The sequence below is a fragment of the Nostocoides australiense Ben110 genome (assembly GCF_001050535.1).
GTDB classification, from domain to species: domain Bacteria; phylum Actinomycetota; class Actinomycetes; order Actinomycetales; family Dermatophilaceae; genus Nostocoides_A; species Nostocoides_A australiense.
In genome coordinates this window covers 2923109-2926370 of record NZ_HG764815.1, presented here as the reverse complement: position 1 = coordinate 2926370, position 3262 = coordinate 2923109, and the positions used below count along the sequence as shown (strand labels likewise).

The 3262-nt window shown below is 71.3% G+C and carries 4 protein-coding genes; all 4 read right to left on the bottom strand.

Annotated elements, in window-relative coordinates:
* Positions 1–130 precede the first annotated feature (130 nt).
* The 4 genes from BN11_RS14075 to BN11_RS14065 all read right to left on the bottom strand — a co-directional run bounded on the left by BN11_RS14075 (position 131) and on the right by BN11_RS14065 (position 3207).
* The gene (locus BN11_RS14075; protein ID WP_201329267.1) at positions 131–1288 is read right to left on the bottom strand and encodes an acyl-CoA dehydrogenase family protein; all 1158 of its coding nucleotides are present in this window, start codon (positions 1286–1288) and stop codon (positions 131–133) included.
* 105 nt (positions 1289–1393) lie between these two features.
* The gene (locus tag BN11_RS22830) at positions 1394–1564 is read right to left on the bottom strand and encodes a hypothetical protein (protein ID WP_157044167.1); all 171 of its coding nucleotides are present in this window, start codon (positions 1562–1564) and stop codon (positions 1394–1396) included.
* A gap of 123 nt (positions 1565–1687) precedes the next feature.
* A complete protein-coding gene (locus BN11_RS14070) occupies positions 1688–2662 on the bottom strand; it encodes an FAD-dependent monooxygenase (protein ID WP_157044166.1) in 975 nt (324 codons plus the stop codon).
* The gene (locus tag BN11_RS14065) at positions 2659–3207 is read right to left on the bottom strand and encodes a DinB family protein (protein WP_048698630.1); all 549 of its coding nucleotides are present in this window, start codon (positions 3205–3207) and stop codon (positions 2659–2661) included. The genes BN11_RS14070 and BN11_RS14065 overlap by 4 nt, the downstream gene beginning before the upstream one ends.
* Positions 3208–3262 lie beyond the last annotated feature (55 nt).

The window sequence follows — 3262 nt, the reverse complement described above, 5'->3', positions numbered from 1 at the left end:
GGCAGCCGGCCGCCGGCCTCGAGGCCGGGGTCGGCAACATCGAGGAGCCCGGCGAGCGCGGCCGCTGGACCGGGCAGGAGGATCTCGTTCCGCTCCACCACGATCGGGGGCGATCCGGGTTCGGCGGCCGTCACGATGCCACAAGGTTGCGCCGGACGAGTTCCTTGACGATGACATTGCGCTGGATCTCGTTGGTGCCCTCCCCGACGATCATCAGTGGCGCGTCCCGGAAGTAGCGCTCCACGTCGAATTCCGTCGAATAGCCGTATCCCCCATGGATTCTGATCGCATTCAGGGCAATCGTCATCGCCGTCTCGGACGCGAAGAGCTTGGCCATCCCGGCCTCCATGTCGCAGCGGCGTCCGGAGTCGTAGCAGCGGGCGGCATACTGCACCAGTTGGCGCGCGGCCGTCAGTGCGGTGGCCATGTCGGCGAGATAGTTGCCGACCGACTGGTGCTCCCAGATCTGCCTGCCGAACGACTGGCGCTCCTGGGCATAGCGCAGCGCGTCCTCCAACGCCGCCCGGCCCACGCCGAGCGCCCGCGAGGCGACCTGGATGCGGCCGATCTCCAGCCCTCGCATCATCTGCGCGAAACCGCGGCCCTCCTCGGCGCCGAGCAGAGCCGACCGCGGCGCACGGAAATCGGTGAAGGCCAGCTCACAACTCTCGACCCCCTTGTACCCCAGCTTGGGCAGGTCGCGCGAGACCGCCAGTCCAGCGCCGTGCTCCACGAGCAGGATGCTGATTCCCCGGTGGGGCGGGTCCGCCTGCGGATCGGTACGGCACAGAAGTGCGATCAGCTGGGAGCGGCGCGCGTTCGTGATCCACGTCTTGGCGCCGTTGACGACATAGTGGTCGCCCTCGGCCCGGGCCGTGGTGCGCAGGGCCTGCAGGTCCGACCCACCGCCGGGTTCGGTGAGGGCCATCGTCGCGCGCACCTCCCCGGTCGCCATCCGCGCCAGGTAGTGCTCCTGCTGCTGCTCGGTGCCGAACGTGGCGATGAGTTTCGCGACGACGCTGTGCCCGCCCATCGCGCCGGCCAGGCTCATCCAGCCACGGGCCAATTCCTCGGTGACGGCGGCATAGCACGCCGCCGAGACACCCGCCTCGTTCCACGGCTCGCCGATCGCCAGCCCGAAGATCCCCATCTGCTTCATCTGCTCGATGAGTGCCTCGGGGTAGCGATCGGCATGCTCCAGTTCGGGCGCGACCGGCTTGACCTCCCGGTCGACCCAGTCGCGCACCAACTCGACAACGGCCAGCTCTTCGTCGCTCAACTCGAACACCGGCTCGCCTTCCGTCCGCAGCGGGACCCGTCCGGGATCCCGGCGTTCATCCTGACGGACGGGGGCCGCTGAGGCCAGCGACCGCCCCCGCTGCACTCAGGAGGCCTATCCGGCGGCCTCGCCCAGCTTGACGGGGCAGTCCGGACTCGGACAGAAGTCGGTCCAGTCCAGATCGGCCGCGTCGTCGGCTGTCTCGGAGCCGTCGGGTGTGGCGTTCAGGAGCTGACCGCAGTCCCGGCAGGTCCGCGGTGCCGTCGCTCGATTGTCCTCAGTCACATTCATCACAGTGCCACTGGCCGGGGCCCGTGAACGCTGATCGTGACGTGACTCTCGCGCATTCGTGTGGCCGGGCTCCGCCGGGGCACCGGGCGGTCAAGCGGGTTGACGAGTCCTCCTGGGTCAGCGGCGGCGAGATGGTATGCCGGACAACGCCATCCGCATGATGCCGCCGGAGAGCGCTCGGGCCGCCTGGGTCACGGGCAGGCGGCGAGCCTCCCAGGCGGCCACATGACCGGTGCGCAGGGCGCCGGCCAGGGTGACTGCGTCGACGATCGCGTCACAGGCGCCGCGACCGAGGTTGGGTGTCATAGCGTGTGCGGCGTCGCCGATGACGACATAGCGGCCACGCCGGTAGCGCGGCAGCGGCGGCGCGATCCACAGGCGGGTGGCCAGCGTGTCGGGCGCCGCCGCCGCGAGGGTCTCTGCGATGACCGGCGCGGCCCCGGCGAAAACCGCCTGGGCCTCGCCGATCAGCGCCCCGGCGTCCAGGGGCTCCGGCCCGAGACCGCTGCGGTGCGTCGTGAACCAGTAGGCGCCAGCGCCCATGGGCACGATGCCGAAAAGTCCTCCCCTGCCCCAGTATTCGCCAGCTACCTCGACAGGCACCGTGCTGCGGGTGCCGCGCAGGGCGGCATACGGCGTGGCTCGGCGCTCGGCCACCCGCGGTGCCACGAGCCCACGCACGACGCTACGCACGCCATCGGCGCCGACGACGATGTCGGCGTCCAGCGCTCGGGCGTCGGTCACCTCCCGGGCCACCACCTGCACCGAGTCCGGCAGGACGGCGTGCAGGGCGGCGAGCAGTGCCGGCCGCGGCACGATGACCATTCCGGTCTCGCGGGTGCGTAGCAGGATCCGGCCGGAGAGCGCGCGGATCGCCGCGGGAGGCACGGGCGTGGCGTCGGCACGCAGCAGGTCCCAGGCGCCGATCCGCGTGAGCGCCCGAAGGGCGGCCGGCCAGATCACCAGTCCGGCGCCCAGCGCGGAACGCTCCGGCTGCGACTCGTACACCGTGGTCTCGGTCGCGTCCGGGTCGAGGGCAGCCGCCAGGCTCAGTCCGGCGATCCCGCCCCCGACGACGGCGATCCGCGTCATCGCGCCCGCCACAGGTCCCGAAGCAAGGCGATCTCCGCGCCGTGGTGGATGACCTCGCGGTTGATGTGCAGCACCAGCGCGGCCATGGGCAGGTCGGCCCAGGGCCCCTCGGCGGGTCCGCACGGCTGGGCCAGCCCAGTGTCGTCGAGGCCGCGCACGCCGGCCAGCCACCCGGCATACGCCGAATCCAGTTGCGCAAGAGCCTCATCCGCGGTCGCGGCAGACAGAAAAGTGTCGTAGCTGCAGGCGGGGCCGCCGAAGTGCGCGGCATTCCGGGCGCCGAGGCAGCCGACGATGATGTGGCCGAGCCGCCAGGCGATCGTGGTGACCGGCGGCGGCACCGGCTCGGGGTAGGCCCAGTCGATGGTCATCGCGCCCGAGCCGGGTTGCGGGCCGCTGGCCGCCGGGTCGCGCGGGCGCACGGTCCAGGCCCCGGGTGCGGGCTCCCAGAAGTACTCCTGGTCGGTGAGGCCGGCCAATCGCGGACGCAACTGGTTGGTCCAGTGCCAGTCGAGTTGCTCGGCGAGCAGGCCGATGGTGTCCATGTCGTCAGCCTGACAGAGCGATGGGTGACAGGGCGATGGAGTGACAGGGCGATGG